The following is a 15,746-nucleotide window of genomic DNA, read 5'->3' on the forward strand; positions in this document are numbered from 1 at the left end:
CCCTGTTGCAAGGGGTCGGCGCAGGAAGCCTCAGCGTCGCTTCAACCCGCCCAGCACGCCGCGCAGCAGTTCGCGGGTCAGGGTCGAACCGGCCGTGCGCAGCACCGACTTGGTCAGGGACTCGATCGGCGTCTCGCGGGTCGAGCGGCGCGGCGCGGCAGGGGCGCGGGCGACGCGCGCCTGTTCCCTGGCTTGTTCCTTCGCCTGGGCGGCGGCCGCCTTGGCGTCCAGCTTCGCCTGGGCCTCGGCGGCCTTGGCGGCGTCTGCCTGGGCTTTGGCCTGGGCGGCGGCCTGATCGCTGGCGGCATGGCGCGCGGCCAGGATCTCCTCGGCGGATTCGCGGTTCACGGCCTGGTCGTAGACGCCGCGCACGGGGCTGGCGGCCATGACGGCGGCGCGCTCGGCGTCGGTCGCTGGGCCCAGGCGCGAATCGGGCGGCCTGATCCTGGTGCGGGCGACGACGGTCGGCGCGCCCTTTTCGTCCAGCAGCGAGACCAGGGCCTCGCCCACGCCCAGGGCCTGGATCGCCTCGGCCGTGTCGAAGGCCGGGTTGACTCGGAAGCTCTGCGAGGCGGCGCGCAGCCCCTTCTGGTCCGAAGGCGTATAGGCGCGAAGCGCGTGCTGCACCCGGTTGCCCAGCTGGGCCAGGACGGTGTCGGGAATGTCGGCCGGGTTCTGGGTCACGAAATAGACGCCGACCCCCTTGGACCGGATCAGGCGCACGACCTGTTCGACTTTCTCCAACAGGGCCTTGGGCGCGTCGTTGAACAGCAGGTGCGCCTCGTCGAAGAAGAAGACCAGGCGCGGCTTGTCGGGATCGCCCACCTCCGGAAGCTGCTCGAACAACTCCGACAAAAGCCACAGCAGGAAGGCCGCATACAGGCGCGGGCTGTTCATCAGGCGGGTGGAATCCAGCACATTGACCTGACCCCGGCCGTCCAGGCCGACACGGATCATGTCTTCCAGCCGCAGCGCCGGTTCGCCGAAGAAGGCGGCGCCGCCCTCCTGTTCCAGCTGCAGCAGGGCGCGCTGGATGGAGGCGATGGAGGCGGGGGCCACATTGCCGACCTCGCGTCCGATCCGGTCGGCGTTCTCGCCCACATAGACCAGGAGGCTGCGCAGATCGCCCAGGTCCAGCAGCAGCAGGCCCTCCTTGTCGGCGACGTGGAAGACCACGGTCAGAACGCCTTCCTGCACCTCGTTCAGGTTCAGCATCCGCGCCATCAGGACCGGCCCGATCTCGGACACCGTGGTGCGGATCGGGTGGCCCTTCTGACCGTACAGGTCCCAGAACACCGTCGGCGCGGCGCGCGGGGTCAGGGTCAGGCCCATGCTCTCGGCCCGCGCCGTCAGCTTCTCGTTCGGCGTTCCCGGCTGGCAGATGCCCGACAGGTCGCCCTTCACGTCCGAACAGAAGACCGGCACCCCGGCGTCCGAGAAACCCTGGGCCATGATCTGCAGGGTGACGGTCTTGCCCGTGCCCGTCGCGCCGGCGACGACGCCGTGGCGATTGGCCCGGTTGAACAGAAGGGTCTCCGGCGCGTTGGCGTCGGACTGGCCGATGAACAGGCCGGTGGGGGTGTCGGACATGCCGGTCTCCGCAAGCGTTGCGCCAAGCTCTAGAGCATGATCGCCGCGCCCGGAACAGCGATTGACGCGCTCGATGCTCAAGCCGATGACAGGATCATGAAAAGCGCCATCGTCACCCCGCCCGAAACCGCGTCGCGCAACGCCCTGGCCGTGATCGCGACCGTGGCGGCGGGCGCCGCCGTCTATTGGCTGCGGGACATACTGACTCCCCTGGCCATGGCGATCTTCCTTCTGATCATGATCGACGGGGTCAAGCGCACCATCGAGGCGCGCACGCCCCTGCCGCGCCGCTGGGCCGGGGTCGGGGCCCTGGCCCTTGTGGTCCTGGCCTTCTTCGCCTCAATCGGCATCATCGTGAACGGAGCGGCCGGATTCTTCGGCGAGGCGTCGGGCGTGTCCCAGAACATCGGCCCGCGCATCGACCAGATCATCCGCGACGTCTACGGCCTGTTCCACCTGGTCAATCCGCCCACGGCCCAGGACCTGATCAACAGCATCGACATCCGGGGTTATCTGGCCTCGACCGCCATGCAGGTGCAGGGCATCGCCTCCAGCGCCTTCTTCGTCCTGGTCTATCTGGGTTTTCTCCTGGCCTCGCAGATGGGCTTCCAGCGCAAAATCGTCGCCATGTTCCCCGGCAAGACCCACCGGGACGAGGCGGTCGCAGTGTTCCAGCGGGTGCGCGGCGGGGTCGAGGGCTATCTGTGGGTCCAGGCCGTGACCGGGATCATGATCTGCGCCGCCGCCTGGCTGCTGATGCGGGCGGTCGGGCTTCAGAACGCCGAGTTCTGGACCTTCGTCATCTTCATCGTCGGCTTCATTCCGGTGCTGGGCGGGGCGGTCGCGGGCCTGGCCCCGCCGCTGTTCGCCCTGGTGCAGTTCTCCAGCTACTGGCCCGCGGTGATTCTGCTGGTGGGCCTGCAGATCATCCTGTTCGTGGTCGGCAACTTCATCCAGCCGCGCATGCAGGGCGACAATCAGAACATCGACCCGGTGGTGGTTCTGCTGGCTCTGGCCTTCTGGGGCAAGCTGTGGGGCGTGGTCGGCATGTTCCTGTCCACGCCGCTGGCGGTCATGGCCATGGCCGTCCTGGCCGAGTTCCAGGGCTCGCGCTGGATGGCGGTGCTGCTGTCGGGCGACGGCGAGCCCTATGCCGACAAGGGCCCGCGCAAAGGCGGGAAGACGCCGCCGAAACCACGCCGAAAGCCCGCGACCAAGGGCGATGCCGAAGCCGCGGGCTAGAGCCGGTCAGGGCTGCCAGCCGCTGATCTGATCGGCCGCGCCTTCCCCGGCCAGGGCGCCGCGCGTCTTCTTCACCTCGGCCCAGGCGGCGCGCAGCAGGGCCGGCACCCCCTCGCCCGACACGCCCGAGACCAGCATGGGCCGGCGACCGGCGACGGCTTCCAGCTCGGCGGCCTTTTCCTCGCGCATCTCGGGCGTCAGGGCGTCGATCTTGTTCAGGGCCAGGATCTCGGTCTTGTCGGCCAGGCCCGCGCCATAGGCCTCCAGTTCGCCGCGGATGATCAGATAGGCGGCGGCGACGTCGTCCTGGGTGCCGTCCACCAGGTGGATCAGGCTGGCCGACCGCTCGACATGGCCCAGAAAGCGCGTGCCGAGCCCTGCGCCGTCGCTGGCGCCCTCGATCAGGCCGGGGATGTCGGCGATGACGAACCGCTCGGTCGGCGACAGGTCCACCATCCCCAGATTCGGCGTCAGGGTGGTGAAGGGATAGTCGGCGATCTTGGGCCGCGCGGCGCTGGCCGCGGCCAAGAAGGTGGACTTGCCCGCATTGGGCAGGCCCGCCAGGCCGATGTCGGCGATCAGCTTCAGCCGCAGCCAGATCCAGCGTTCCTGGCCTTCCTGGCCCGGATTGGCGTGGGTCGGCGCCTGGTTGACCGGCCCCTTGAAGCGGGTGTTGCCCCAGCCGCCGTTGCCGCCCTTCAGCAGCAGTTCGGTCTTGCCGGGCGCATCCATGTCCAGGAGGACCGTCTCCTTGTCCTCGTCCAGCACCTGGGTGCCGACCGGCACCTTCAGGACGACGTCCTCGCCCTTGCCGCCGTGCATCTGACGGCCCTGGCCGTGGTGGCCGGTCTGGGCCTTGAAATGCTGCTGGTAGCGATAGTCGATGAGGGTGTTCAGCCCCTCGACCGCCTCGATCCAGACGTCGCCGCCGCGCCCGCCGTCGCCGCCGTCCGGCCCGCCGTTGGGAATGAATTTCTCGCGCCGGAACGACACGGAGCCCGCGCCGCCGTTGCCCGAGCGAATAAAGATTTTGGCCTGATCGAGGAACTTCATCGCGGGCTTATGCCAAAAGACGACGGCGATTTACAGGCGCGACCGCCGCTTCATCGCGTCTGGAAGTTGAGCGTAACCTCACGCGGTCCGGCCTGGTCGACCTGCGCCCGGCCCATGCGCGCCCCGCGAAGGGCTTCTCGACCAAAGCCCAGTCCCGGCGGCGTCTCGGAAACGACCAGGCAATTGGTCGCTCGTCCCTGCGTGTTGAACTCGCACCGAAGCACGACGACACCAGAAGCGCCTGCCTCCAAGGCTCTGGGCGGCGTCTCGATCCGGGGCGGGTCGATCCAGATCACGGGCGGCGGGGCAGGCGCGGCCTGAATCGCGGCGGCGGCGAAGAGAGCGACAAACATGGCCGAAATCTAGCATTGCTCCATCGCGACGCAATCCTGACGACAGCGTCGGCGTCCGCATCGGACGCCCTCGTCGCACGGTGTCCCCGTCAGGCCGCTCGGGCGGTCTGGGCCGTAGCGGCTCTTTCGGCGGCGGCGTCCAGCACCTCCGTCACCGCCGCATAGAGACGGGCCTGGGTGACGGGCTTGGCCAGATGGCCGTCCATGCCGGCGGCCAGGCACCGGGCGGCGTCCTCGGGCATGGCCTCGGCCGTGACCGCCAGGATCGGCAGGTCGCACACGGGCGCGTCCAGGGCGCGGATCGCGCGGGTGGCGGCCAGGCCGTCCATCACCGGCATGCGCACGTCCATCAGCACCAGGTCGAAGGCGCCCGCCGCCACGGCGTCCAGGGCTTCCTGGCCGTCGCGCGCCTCGGTCGTCTCGCAGTCGGCCGCCTGCAGCATGATGCGCAGGAGGTCGCGATTGGCCGGATGGTCGTCGACGATCAGCACCCTAATCCGGCCATCGTCGCGCGGGGCGTCGGCCTCGCGCGCGGCGGCGGCGACGACTTCGGCGGGAAGGATCAGGGTGAAGGTCGTGCCGGTCCATTGGACGCTCTCGACCCCGATCGTCCCGCCCAGGCGGTCGATGTGGGTCTTGGCCAGGGCCAGGCCCACGCCTGCGCCCTCATGCGCGCGGCTGGTGCTGGCGTCGGCCTGGGCGAACAGGCTGAACACGCCCGACAGCACGGCGTCGCCCATGCCGCATCCGGTGTCCCTGACGGCGATGCGCAGCCGCTCGTCGACCCGATCCACGGCGATGTCCACGCCGCCACGGCTGGTGAATTTGACGGCGTTGCCGGACAGATGGTGCAGGGTCTGGCGAAGGCGTCGTGCATCGGTCAGCACGGTCCCTTCGGCTTCCGGCGCGATCGAGACGGTGAAATCCAGGCCGCGAACGGCCGCCCATTCGCGGGCGGGGGCGACCGCTTCGTCGATCAGGGCGCGCACGTCGATGGGTCTCAGCATCACCTCGCCGCCGCCGCGCGACACCTCCAGCAGGTCCTCGACCAGACGCAGCATGGCCTCGCCGCACAGGCGCAGGGCTTCGACCTGACGGCGGCCTTCCTCGTCCAGGCAGGGACGTTGCGCCAGCAGATCGGCATAGCCGGTCACGCCGGTCAGGGGCGTGCGCATTTCATGGCTCATCAGGGCCAGGAAGCGGGATTTGGCGACGTCGGCCGCCTCGGCCCGCTGCAGGGCGGCCAGGGCGGCGGCGGTGCGCGCGCGCAACTGGGCCACCAGTCTGCGCCGTTCCGACGACAGGGTGGTGATCGGCAAGGCGGTGGCCACGACCATCAGCAGGAACAGATGAAAGACGTTCATCTGGCGCATGATCAGCGGAATGGAGGACAGGGCGGGGTTCTGCGCCACATGGGTCTGCGTCACCGGGCCGTGTCCCGTTACGGTCGCCGCGCCCCCGATCACCGCGATGGCGATGACCGCCAAGGCCGTCCAGGGCGGCGACAGCCGGAAGGCCAGCAGGATCAAGGGCGGGAAGACCACGAACAGGATCGGCGCCACGGTCTGGCCAAAGCCCCACACGGTCGCGATCACGACCAATCCCATCAAGGCGACGACCTCGGCGGCGGGCGCCACGGCGTCCTGGGAGAAGCGATGACTGCGCGCCAGAAGCAGCAGGGACGGCGTGAAGATCATCATCGCCAGCAGCTCCATGTCGAACAGGTGGTGCAGGCGGAAGCTCAGCACCTCCGGCGACAGCCGTCCGGTGGCCAGGGCGATGACGCCGGCCAGGGCGGTGCTCAGGGCCACGGCGGGGACGGCCGCGCCGAGTGCGAATCGGAACAGGCGGGCGGGTCGCCGCATGTCCAGCGCGGCGCCGCACAGACGCCGCGCCAGAAGGGCGGCGGCCAGCACCTGAACCAGGTTCAGCACGGCGTTGACAAGGGTGAAGACGTCCGGTTGGCCGCGGAACACGTTGCCGATCAGATTGACCGAAAAACAGCAGACCAGAACCGCCAGGGCCGGTCGTCGGTGAAGCTGCAATACGGCGGCCAGCAGGACGGCGTTGGCCGGCCACATGACCATGACGTGCAGCGTGCTCAGGCTCCACTGGCCCAGAAGCTGACAGGCCGCGAACAGCAGGACATAGGCCCATGCGGGCGGGCCCGCCGCCTGACCGGCGTCATGGCGGAAGAACCGCCACCGTCCGCGCCCCAAGGTCTTCGTTCTGAACCCCATGAGACCGACCTTGGGCGTTCAGGTCTTAAAAATCCGCACCTGTAATTTCTACGTACAATTGCGGATGGGCGATCCGGTGCGGCTCCCAGCCCGAGGTTCGCGGTTCTCGGGCCAAGGGCGGGTGACGGACCCTCTTAGCTTCCGATATAGTCCGGGGTTCGCGTTTCCGGCCATTCCGGCCGACGCCCGGAGTCTTCCCATGCGTCCTCTGTCCTTCGTCGCGGCCGCCGCCGTTCTGGCCCTAGCGGCCCCCGCCTTCGCCCAGGCCGTCGCGACGCCGCAGCCGGCCCCGGCCGCCCAGGCGCCGGCCGCGGACGACGCCGCCAAGAGCTCCGAGGAAGCGGCGTTCGAGGCCAGGGCCGAAGCCTTCGGCGAGAAGATTCAGGCCATGGCCGCAGAGATGCAGGCCGCCGCCGCCCAGTCGGACAAGGCCAAGGCCAAGACGGACCTCGATGCGGTCCAGGCCCGCTATCAGGGCGAGGTCGACGCCTTCGCCGACGATGTCCAGACGTTCGCGGCGACCCAGGCCGCGGCGGCCGACGAGATCGCCGAGGCGGTACAGCAGATCAAGGCCATCCCGGCCATGGTCCGCGCCCAGATCGAAGGCGCGGTCGCCGCGTCGGCCGGTCCGGCCACGCCCCGGTAAGGCCGCGCCTTACCGCGATTTCACTTGAGGCCGGGGCGCCTTGGGTCGAGTTTACGCGGGTCGTCAACGGGGCCTCTTCCCATGATCCGCCTGCTCAGCCTGACCGCCGCCCTGGCCCTTTTGCCCCTGTCTTCGGCCCTGGCCCAGGATGGACCCGCGCCTGCCGCCGATGCGGCGGAGGCCCGGCTGGACGCCGCCGCATCGGCGTTCGAGGCGCGCATGGAAGAGTTCGGCAAACGCGCCGAAGCCATTTCAGAAGACGCCGGCCTCAGCGAGGCGGAACGCGGTCGCCGCGTCGCCGCCCTGTGGGCCGAGTATCAGCCGGACGTGACCGCCTTCACCGCCCAAGCGACCCAGCACGCGGGCGAGGTCGCCGCCCAGGCGCTGCAGGACATCGACGTCGAGGCCCTGGTCCAGGACGCCCTGAACGACCCCGAGGTCAAACAGGCCATGGCCGACGGCATGGCGCACGGCGTCGCCGCCGGCGAAGGCGTCGTTCGCAACAGCGCCTGGACCAATCCCGACAAGGATCAGATCGAAACCTACGGCCTGATCGCTCAATACGCCCTGGACCAGGCCGCCGACGCCGTCGAGGACAGCATCGAGGCGCCGGAACGACCGGAAGCGCCCGAGGCCCCGCCGCCGCCGCCCGCACCACGCCGCCCCTGAGGCTTGATCGGCGCTTGATCGACGCTTGACCGGGGGGCGAGGCGGGGCGACACCGCGCCGCATGGCCGCCCTTCCCGTCGATCCGCACCTCTATTCGACCTTCCTGGGGGTGATGGCCGTCATGGCCGTGACGCCCGGCCCGGCCAATCTGTTCGCTGTCGCCACGGGGATGGAGAAGGGGCGCGCCTCGGCCCTGTTCGGGGTGCTGGGCATGAACGTCGCCACCCTGGTCTGGTTCGGTGCGGCGGCCCTGGGTCTGGCCGCCCTGGTCAAGGCCTTCCCCGCCGCCTTCAAGGTCGTCGCCGTCCTGGGCGCCGTCTATGTCGCCTGGCTGGGCGTCAAGGCGCTGCGCGGGGCCTTCACCACGGCCGGTCAGCCCGATCGCCTCGTCGTCAGAAGAGGCCGCAGCGCCTTCGTCGACGGCTTCGCCGTGCAGATCGCCAACCCCAAGGCCATCCTGTTCTTCACCGCCGTCCTGCCGCCGTTCGTGGATGTCAGCCGGCCGGTCGCGCCGCAGATGGCCCTATTCGCCGTCGCCGTCATCGGCATGGATATGATGTCGATGAGCGCCTACGCCCTGTCCGGTGCGGCCCTGTCGCGGCGGATGCAGCAGCCCCGTTTTAGAAAGGCGTTCGGCGTCTTCGTCGGCATGCTTCTGATGACGGCGGCGCTGCTGATCGTCGCAAGGCTCTAGACGCCGCCCCGCTTCGTCCTAAATTGCAGGCTGAACGCCGCCGTTCATGCTCCGTTCAGCCGTCAGCGCGCCCGAATGGGCGATCAAGGAGTTTGATGTCATGAAAGCCCTCCCCTTAAAGACCTTGGCGATGACGGTGGCGGCGGGGCTGGCGCTCGCCGCCTGCGCCACCGCGACGCCGTACCAACCCGCCGGGCTGAACGGCCAGCGCGGCGGTTATGCCGAACAGCGGCTGGAGAACAACCGTTTCCGCGTCAGCTTCTCGGGCAATTCCGTCACATCGCGCGAACAGGTCGAGATGGGCCTGCTGCTGCGCTCGGCGGAGCTGACGGCCGAAAGCGGCTATGACTGGTTCGCCACCGTCAACCGCGCCACGGACCGCGACACCCGCTACGTCGCCACGCCCGATCCGTTCTACTCGCGCTACAGCAGCTTCTATGGCCCCTACTGGGGTCCGTCGTGGCGCTACTATCGCGGCGGCTTCTGGAGCCCGTGGGACCGTTGGGGCTGGGGCGCCAACGACTTCGACGTCCGCCAGGTCGATCGCTTCGAAGCCAACGCCGAGATCGTCATGGGCCGGGGCGCCAAGCCCGCCAACGACCCCAACGCCTTCGACGCGCGTGAAGTGATCCAGAACCTGGGCCCGCAGGTCACGCGCCCCACGTCGTAACCGACGGCTTTCGCCGCCGTCAGCTCAAGCCCTCTCCCGCCGGGAGAGGGCTTTTGTCTATCCCACGCGCGGCGATTTCAGCCGGCGCTTGTTGGAATGGGTGGCGGGGGCCGCGCCCAGATCTTCGGGCAGTTCGCCCTTGAAATAGAAACGCTGCCAGGCCTCCTTGGCCGCGTCGGGGTCGCCGCCGGCCAGGCGCTGGTTGAAGTCGGTCCGCGCGCGGTTCCAGGCTTCGAACTGGCCCTTCATGGTCGGATTGGAGTCCAGCGTCCGGATCACCGGCTGGAACTGCTCGACCTTCTTGTGCTCGATCAGATTGATGAAGCAGAAGGGCTCGCCCTTTTCGAAGGTGATCCGCCCCGGCCGGGTGAAGATCCAGTTCATCGTGAACGGGAAGGGCAGCCAGTCGGTCTCGATCAGGCCGACGAGGGGCTGAATCCCGTCCTTCACATGGTTGGGCGACCCCGAACACATCATCCCCCAGCCGGGCGGCGTGCGGAACAGATATTGCGGGTGCATCGTCAGCACCCCGCGCGAGAAGTGCGAGGTGACGAAATGGTCCAGGTCGTGCTGGGGCCGGTCCGGCGTGATGACGATGTCTTCCTGACGCGGGCCGCCGTTCCACTCGGCCGAGAAGCCGAACGGGCACAGGATTTCCCACCCCGTGGTGTTGGCCATGTTCAGCGGCAGGCAGCGATAGGGGTGGCGGCTGATGAAGGCGTCCATCCAGTTGCGCGACTGGCGACCGGGCACCAGGTCCGGCGGCCGGGCCGTCATCGGATAGCATTCCAGTTCCAGCGGGCGCGTGTTGACGGTATCGACCATGGACCTGTCCTAACGCCCCAAATCCGACGGCTCAACCATGACTGACGCACCCGCTTACGACCGCGAGACCTTGACCGTCTGGCTGGAGGCGAACGGCGTGGATCACGTGACCCACGATCACCCGGCCGTCTTTCGCGTCGAGGAAGGGCTGGACCTCAAGGCTGATCTGCCCGGGGCCCACACCAAGAACCTGTTTCTGAAGGATCACAGGGGCCGGCTGTGGCTGATCTCGGCGCGTCAGGACACGATGATCGACCTGAAGCGCGCCGCCGCCGTCATGGGCTCAGGCCGCCTATCGTTCGGCGCCGAAGCCCTGATGTGGGAAACGCTGGGCGTCCGCCCCGGCTCGGTGACGGCGCTGGGCCTGATCAACGATACCGACCGCCGTGTGACCTTCGTGCTGGACCGCCGCCTGTGGGACGCCGCTGTCGTCAACTTCCACCCCCTGACCAATACGGCGACGACGGCGCTGGACCAGGCGGCGTTTCGGCGGGTTCTAGCGTTGCTGGGGCGCGAGCCGGTGGTGGTGGATTTCGGGGCGTTCTCGGTTTCGGACGACAACGCTAGCCCGTCTCAGGATTAGGTTCGACGGGACAATCGCCCGGCCGCGCCGACAATGATCGCTTTGTGAAACTGAAAAATCAGCCAGCACACGAACGCCGAGAGCGGCGTCACGAACAGGTCGCTGATCTGACGCGGCGGACTGGTGACCAACACTAGCGCGATCCAGACCAGCCAGAACAGTCTAAAGCACCATACCATCACCTTGATCGTAAGCCGTGTCTTGGGACCGAGTTGCGCCGGCGCATGACGCTCCGGTGCAACTGGCGGTGAAGGCGTCGGAGAAATGATTCTGTGCTCTGCCTCCCTCAAAGCCTTGGCGAGCTTTTTCATTCTCTCTTCGCTTGAAAGCGATTCCTGATCCATGAGCCAAGACTAGCCGGAGCTTGCTCTGCTTTCCATACCTGCGCTCGCGACGGCCGCTTGACGATCAGCGCATTCCCCCGTTTAGAACGAACAACCGGACGCTGTGGGTTCGGAATTCGGGACTGATCGGCCACTTCGGACTCAAATTTTCGGCTGTCCGAAAATCCGCCGCGACCGCATCGCCGCTTGATGCCGAGGCATCCCGACGCCATCTGAGCCGTTGAACACGACAGCCGCCTTACGGACGCCGCCATGACCTTCGCCGACCCGACGCTCAACACACCCGACGATCTGATCAAGGAAGGCACGGACGCCTCCTTCATGACCGATGTGATCGAGGCCTCGAAACACCAGCCGGTCATCGTCGACTTCTGGGCGACCTGGTGCGGGCCGTGCCGGACCCTGGGCCCGGCGCTGGAGAAGGCCGTGCGCGCCGCCAAGGGGGTGGTGAAGATGGTCAAGATCGATGTGGACGCCAACCCGGCCTATGCGGGCCAGCTGCGGGTGCAGTCGATCCCCACCGTCTACGCCTTCGTCAACGGCCAGCCGGTCGACGGCTTCCAGGGTGCCATCCCCGACAGCCAGATCAAGGCCTTCATCGACAAGCTGACCGGCGGTCAGGGGGGCTCGACCGAGACGGCGCAGCTTCTGGAGCTGGGCGAGGAATCGCTGGGCCTGAACGACTTCGGCGGCGCCGCTCAGGCCTTCGCCCACGTCCTGTCGATCGAGCCCGAAAACGAAAAGGCCATCGCCGGCATGGCGCGGGTCTATCTGGCGGGCGGCGACCCCGAACAGGCGGCCCAGACCATCGCCATGGCGCCCCAGGATTCCAAGGAGCCGATGGTCCAGAGCGTGCGCGCCCAGCTGGCCCTCGCGTCCAAGGCGCCCTCTGGCGATTTGGCCGGCGCCTCGGCCGAACTGGAGGCAAAGGTCGCCGCCGATCCGAACGACCATCAGGCCCGTTTCGACTTAGCCGAAGCCCAGAGCGCGGCCGGCGACTTCAAGGGTGCGGTCGACAATCTGCTGGCCATCATCCAGGCCGACCGCGAGTGGAACGATCAGGCGGCCCGCAAGCAGCTGCTGGTCATCTTCGAGGCGGCGGGCCTGAGTTCCGACGTGTCCAAGGACGGACGCCGGCGCCTGTCGTCGATCCTGTTCTCGTAGGAAGCGCGAAGGTCGATAGGCCGGAAGGAGCCCGATGCCGCAAGCCTATGTGAAAGCCTCGGATCTTCCGCAGGTGATCCCGGTCTTTCCGCTGTCGGGGGTCATCCTGCTGGCGCGCGGCCAGCTGCCTCTGAACGTGTTCGAGCCGCGCTATCTGAACATGGTGGACGACGCCATGGCGGGCGACCGGCTGATCGGCCTGGTCCAGCCGATGGGGGGAACGCGCGCCCTGCCGGGCCTGTCGCCGGTCGGCTGCGCTGGGCGCATCACCAGTTTCGCCGAGACGTCCGACGGCCGCTATCTGATCACCCTGACGGGGATTTCGCGCTTTCGCATCGCCGCCGAACTGCCGTCCAAGTCGCCCTATCGCCAGGTGCGCGCCGCGTTCGAGGATTACGCTGCGGACCTGACCTCTCCGGCCGAGGAGCCCGACTTCGACCGCGACGGCTTCCTGGACGCCCTGCGCGGCTATCTGGCCCATCGGTCGATGGATATCGACTGGGACACGGCCGAGAGCGCACCGATGGAGGCGCTGGTCAACAGCCTGTCCATGGCCCTGCCGTTCGAGCCGGCCGAGAAACAGGCGCTTCTGGAGGCGCACGGCCTGATGGACCGCGCCCAGGCCCTGACGGCCCTGCTGCGCATCGACGCCGCCGACGCCGGCGACGGCGACGCTCCGTCCATGCAGTAGCGCGATGCGCCGCCGCCCCCTACAACGGCCCCAAGTAGCGCCAGCGCGATAGGCCAACAAAAATGAGCGACGCCTTCAACACCCCCGTCTCCGTCGACCCCCGCCTGCTGGAGGTGCTGGTCTGTCCCGTCACGCGCGGCAAGCTGACGTATGACCGCGAGGCGGGCGAACTGGTCTCGGCCGGCGCCAAGCTGGCCTATCCGATCCGCGAAGGCGTGCCGATCATGCTGGTGGAGGAAGCGCGTCAACTGGACTGACCGCCGCCGCCGCCCCCAATCTCCACCGGCCCACGGCGCAGCGCGCCCACCGGGCCTCAAGCAGCGCGACGCGCGATAGGCCCAAACAAAAATGACCCTCAGAGTCGCCATCCAGATGGACCCGATCGAGGCGGTGAACATCGTCTCGGACACCACCTTCCTGATGGCCGAGACGGCCCAGGCGCGCGGACACCGGCTGTGGGTCTATGATTTCCGCACCCTGGCGCTGGAGGAAAGCCGCCTGTATTGCCGCGCCCGGCCCGTGACGCTGCGGCGCGTGGTCGGCGACCATGTGACCTTCGGCGAGGAGGTGCGGCTGGACCTGGGCCGCGACGTGGACGTGATCCTGATGCGCCAGGACCCGCCGTTCGACATGGCCTATGTCACCGCCACCTATCTGCTGGAGACCGTCCATCCGCACACCCTGGTGGTCAATGACCCGGCCGAAGTGCGTTCGGCGCCCGAAAAGCTGTTGGTCACGCGCTTTCCCGACCTGACGCCGCCGACGCTGATCACTTCCGATCCCGTCCAGCTGAACGATTTCCACCGTCGTCACGGCGAGGTGGTGCTGAAACCCCTGCACGGCGCCGCCGGTTCGGGCGTGGTGCGGCTGAAGGCGGACGACCCGAACCTGGACGCCCTGATCGAGATTCACGCCGCCGGGTCCCGCGATCCCTTGGTGATCCAGAAATTCCTGCCCGCCGTGTCCAGGGGCGACAAGCGCATCCTGCTGGTCGATGGCGAACCCGTGGGCGCCATCAACCGCATTCCGGCCAAGGATCAGGTCCGTTCCAACCTGCGCGTCGGCGGCACGGCTGCGCCGGTCGAGCTGACCCCGCGCGATCTGGAAATCTGCGCCGCCATCGGTCCGACGTTGAAGGCGCGCGGCCTGATCTTCGTCGGCATCGACGTGATCGGCGACTGGATGACCGAGATCAACGTCACCTCGCCCACCGGCGCCCAGCAGCTGAAACAGTTCACCGGCATCGACGCCACGGCCGTGATGTGGGACGTGATGGAAAGGAAGCGTTCCGCTCAGGTTGCGTGAACACGACTTGAATTAGATTTCGGTTCGTGTTTTGTTCCTTCGCTACGGCGGAGGGAACATATGGTCGCGCGGGTCGTCACGGTCGCCTTCGATGGGGTGGACGCCCGGCGCGTCGACGTGGAGGTCCAACTGGTCGGCAGCGACGGCCCGACCGTGTTCAACATCGTCGGCCTGCCGGACAAGGCGGTGGCCGAAAGCAAGGAACGGGTGCGCGGTGCCTTCGCCGGCATCGGCCTGGCCCTGCCGGCCAAACGGATCATCGCCAATCTGGCGCCCGCCGACCTGCCCAAGGAGGGCAGCCATTTCGACCTGCCCATCGCCTTGGCCCTGATGGCGGCCATGGGGGTGATCGCGCCCGACGCCCTGGACGGCTGGGCCGCCATCGGCGAACTGGGTCTGGACGGACAGATCGCGCGGGTGGGCGGCGCCCTGCCCGCCGCCGTCGCCGCCGACGCCATGGGCCTGGGCCTGATCTGCCCCGAGGCGACCGGGCCGGAGGCCGCCTGGGCGGGCGGCGCGCGCATCCTGGCTCCGCGGTCGCTGATCGGCCTGGTCAACCATTTCAAGGGAACGCAGGTGCTGCGCGCGCCCGAGCCGGGCCCCCTGGCCGACGGCGGCGCCGTGCCCGACCTGCGCGACGTCAAGGGGCAGGAGGGCGCCAAGCGGGCGCTGGAGATCGCGGCGGCCGGGGGTCACAACCTGCTTTTCATCGGGCCGCCAGGCTCGGGCAAGTCGATGATGGCGCAGCGCCTGCCGGGCCTGTTGCCGCCCCTGACGTCGCAGGAGCTGTTGGAGACCTCCATGGTCTGGTCGATCGCCGGCCTGATCGAGCGCGGCGCCCTGACGCGCGACCGGCCGTTCCGCAGCCCGCACCATTCAGCTTCCATGGCGGCCCTGACCGGCGGGGGGCTGCGCGCCAAGCCGGGCGAGGCGTCCCTGGCCCACAATGGCGTGCTGTTCCTGGACGAACTGCCCGAATATTCGGCCCAGGCGCTGGATTCCCTGCACGCGCCGCTGGAAACCGGAGAGATCGTGGTGGCCCGCGCCAACGCCCATGTCCGCTATCCGGCGCGGTTCCAGCTGGTGGCGGCCATGAACCCGTGCCGTTGCGGCCTGGGCGGGGCCGGACGCGGGGCCTGCGGCAAGGCGCCCCGCTGCCAGCGCGACTATCAGAATCGGGTGTCGGGGCCGATGTTCGACCGCATCGACCTGACGGTGGAGACGCCGCCCGTCACCGCCGCCGACATGACCCTGCCGCCGCCGGCCGAGGGCACGGCCGAGGCCAGGGCGCGCGTCGCCCAGGCCCGCGCCCTGCAGGAGGATCGGGCGCGAGAGGCGGGGCTGGAAGCGTCACAAGGTCTGAATGCCCGTATCGGCGGCGCGGCCCTGGACCGGTTCGCCACGCCGGACGAGGCCGGGCGGATGCTGCTGATGCGCGCCGGAGAGGCCGGGGGTCTGACGGCGCGCGGCTGGACCCGCACCTTGCGTCTGGCGCGCACCATCGCCGATCTGGACGGCGCGACCGGCGTGCTGCGCCGTCATGTGGCGGAGGCCCTGATCTATCGCCGCACCACCGTCGGCGCCCAGGCCGAGTTCGACCGCCGCGCCGCCGCGCGCGGCGGCGCCTTCGGCCTGGGCGAGGCCGGGCCGCCGCAGACCCCCTTCCTCCACACCTGA

General features: G+C 68.7%; 17 protein-coding genes. 11 read left to right on the top strand and 6 right to left on the bottom strand.

All coding sequences use genetic code 11. The features are described 5' to 3' along the window. Positions 1–30: 30 nt before the first annotated feature. Positions 31–1,590: a helicase HerA-like domain-containing protein gene (locus ACWPV3_RS04125; protein ID WP_453976950.1), complete on the bottom strand. Its 1,560-nt coding sequence runs from the start codon at positions 1,588–1,590 to the stop codon at positions 31–33. Between the two features lie 96 nt (positions 1,591–1,686). On the opposite strand from ACWPV3_RS04125, the gene ACWPV3_RS04130 reads away from it, so the two are divergent. Then, entirely contained in the window at positions 1,687–2,832 is a 1,146-nt protein-coding gene (locus ACWPV3_RS04130; RefSeq protein WP_453976951.1) for an AI-2E family transporter, read from the top strand. Between the two features lie 6 nt (positions 2,833–2,838). Here ACWPV3_RS04130 and obgE read toward each other — a convergent pair whose 3' ends face one another. From obgE to ACWPV3_RS04145, 3 genes are all read right to left on the bottom strand, one after another. After that, positions 2,839–3,885, bottom strand: a complete 1,047-nt coding sequence (gene obgE, locus ACWPV3_RS04135) for a GTPase ObgE (RefSeq protein ID WP_292086618.1) — start codon at positions 3,883–3,885, stop codon at positions 2,839–2,841. 50 nt (positions 3,886–3,935) lie between these two features. Then, on the bottom strand, positions 3,936–4,238 hold the full coding sequence (locus tag ACWPV3_RS04140) for an energy transducer TonB (RefSeq protein WP_313452021.1): 303 nt from the start codon (positions 4,236–4,238) through the stop codon (positions 3,936–3,938). A gap of 89 nt (positions 4,239–4,327) precedes the next feature. Beyond that, entirely contained in the window at positions 4,328–6,478 is a 2,151-nt protein-coding gene (locus tag ACWPV3_RS04145; protein WP_453976952.1) for a response regulator, read from the bottom strand. A gap of 199 nt (positions 6,479–6,677) precedes the next feature. Between ACWPV3_RS04145 and ACWPV3_RS04150 the strand changes: the two genes are divergently transcribed. The 4 genes from ACWPV3_RS04150 (at position 6,678) to ACWPV3_RS04165 (ending at position 9,157) form a co-directional block, all read left to right on the top strand. Beyond that, a complete protein-coding gene (locus tag ACWPV3_RS04150) occupies positions 6,678–7,124 on the top strand; it encodes a translation initiation factor IF-2 (protein WP_313452018.1) in 447 nt (148 codons plus the stop codon). Between the two features lie 81 nt (positions 7,125–7,205). After that, positions 7,206–7,793, top strand: coding sequence for a hypothetical protein (locus tag ACWPV3_RS04155; RefSeq protein WP_292086621.1), 588 nt, complete (start codon positions 7,206–7,208; stop codon positions 7,791–7,793). 61 nt (positions 7,794–7,854) lie between these two features. Then, entirely contained in the window at positions 7,855–8,487 is a 633-nt protein-coding gene (locus tag ACWPV3_RS04160; protein WP_453976955.1) for a LysE family translocator, read from the top strand. Between the two features lie 100 nt (positions 8,488–8,587). Beyond that, positions 8,588–9,157 carry a CC0125/CC1285 family lipoprotein gene (locus ACWPV3_RS04165; protein WP_312734728.1) on the top strand — a complete coding sequence of 190 codons (570 nt, stop codon included), beginning with the start codon at positions 8,588–8,590 and terminating at the stop codon, positions 9,155–9,157. Positions 9,158–9,214: 57 nt separating this feature from the next. Here ACWPV3_RS04165 and ACWPV3_RS04170 read toward each other — a convergent pair whose 3' ends face one another. Beyond that, positions 9,215–9,982 carry a DUF6065 family protein gene (locus ACWPV3_RS04170; RefSeq protein WP_453976958.1) on the bottom strand — a complete coding sequence of 256 codons (768 nt, stop codon included), beginning with the start codon at positions 9,980–9,982 and terminating at the stop codon, positions 9,215–9,217. A 37-nt stretch (positions 9,983–10,019) separates the two neighbouring features. Between ACWPV3_RS04170 and ACWPV3_RS04175 the strand changes: the two genes are divergently transcribed. Then, positions 10,020–10,565, top strand: a complete 546-nt coding sequence (locus ACWPV3_RS04175) for a prolyl-tRNA synthetase associated domain-containing protein (protein WP_453976960.1) — start codon at positions 10,020–10,022, stop codon at positions 10,563–10,565. Here ACWPV3_RS04175 and ACWPV3_RS04180 read toward each other — a convergent pair. Continuing rightward, positions 10,562–10,876 carry a hypothetical protein gene (locus tag ACWPV3_RS04180; RefSeq protein WP_453976962.1) on the bottom strand — a complete coding sequence of 105 codons (315 nt, stop codon included), beginning with the start codon at positions 10,874–10,876 and terminating at the stop codon, positions 10,562–10,564. The genes ACWPV3_RS04175 and ACWPV3_RS04180 overlap by 4 nt on opposite strands. A gap of 285 nt (positions 10,877–11,161) precedes the next feature. On the opposite strand from ACWPV3_RS04180, the gene ACWPV3_RS04185 reads away from it, so the two are divergent. The 5 genes from ACWPV3_RS04185 (at position 11,162) to ACWPV3_RS04205 (ending at position 15,746) form a co-directional block, all read left to right on the top strand. After that, a complete protein-coding gene (locus ACWPV3_RS04185; RefSeq protein ID WP_453976963.1) occupies positions 11,162–12,073 on the top strand; it encodes a tetratricopeptide repeat protein in 912 nt (303 codons plus the stop codon). Between the two features lie 34 nt (positions 12,074–12,107). After that, positions 12,108–12,764: an LON peptidase substrate-binding domain-containing protein gene (locus tag ACWPV3_RS04190; RefSeq protein ID WP_313452009.1), complete on the top strand. Its 657-nt coding sequence runs from the start codon at positions 12,108–12,110 to the stop codon at positions 12,762–12,764. A gap of 62 nt (positions 12,765–12,826) precedes the next feature. Then, the gene (locus ACWPV3_RS04195; RefSeq protein WP_292179456.1) at positions 12,827–13,021 is read left to right on the top strand and encodes a Trm112 family protein; all 195 of its coding nucleotides are present in this window, start codon (positions 12,827–12,829) and stop codon (positions 13,019–13,021) included. A gap of 91 nt (positions 13,022–13,112) precedes the next feature. Next, positions 13,113–14,069: a glutathione synthase gene (gshB, locus tag ACWPV3_RS04200; RefSeq protein WP_453976964.1), complete on the top strand. Its 957-nt coding sequence runs from the start codon at positions 13,113–13,115 to the stop codon at positions 14,067–14,069. A gap of 60 nt (positions 14,070–14,129) precedes the next feature. Further along, positions 14,130–15,746: a YifB family Mg chelatase-like AAA ATPase gene (locus ACWPV3_RS04205; protein ID WP_453976965.1), complete on the top strand. Its 1,617-nt coding sequence runs from the start codon at positions 14,130–14,132 to the stop codon at positions 15,744–15,746.

The organism is Brevundimonas sp. Marseille-Q4549 (assembly GCF_976940555.1).